1 protein-coding gene is annotated in these 661 nt (G+C 52.0%); it reads left to right on the forward strand.

What is annotated here, in order from left to right:
* Window positions 1-7 precede the first annotated feature (7 nt).
* The coding region (locus E1297_RS00955; protein WP_368669425.1) for an AMP-binding protein at window positions 8-661 on the forward strand (654 nt) is incomplete at its 3' end.

A 661-nucleotide genomic window follows, 5' to 3' on the forward strand; every position in this document is an offset into this window, starting at 1 on the left:
CTACATCATCTACACGTCAGGCTCGACTGGCCGGCCGAAGGGCAGCCCGGTGCCACACCATAACGTGGTGCGTTTGTTACGAGGAACAGAGGATTGGTACAGGTTCGGGCCTGATGATATATGGTCCTGTTTTCACTCGTATGCATTTGATTTTTCCGTTTGGGAAATGTGGGGAGCCCTATGTACCGGTGGTCGCGCAGTTGTTGTGCCCCGAACCGTTGCCCGAACTCCGGAAGTGTTTGCGAACCTTCTGATAGAAACGGGTGTGACTGTTCTCAACCAAACACCAACCGCTTTTGAGGTTTTGACACGAGCAGTTCTTTCACAGAGGCTTGAACTCCCAGACCTCCGATTTGTCATTTTTGGAGGTGAAGCACTGGAACCTCGCAAACTAGAACCTTGGTTCAATTGTTTTGGCCCCGAACGGCCACAGCTTATCAACATGTATGGCATTACCGAAACGACAGTGCATGTAACTTGGCAGCCGGTGACTTTGGAGATGCAGAAAGTCGGGACAAGCATCATTGGCATCCCGATTCCAGATTTGTGTGTGAATGTCGTAGATCGGTATCTGCAACCTGCGCCGATCAGTGTTTCCGGTGAGATGGTGGTTGGCGGAGCGGGTCTTTGCCGCGGTTATCTGGGGCGATCTGGTCTGACA

Source organism: Roseibium sp. RKSG952, assembly GCF_009711355.1.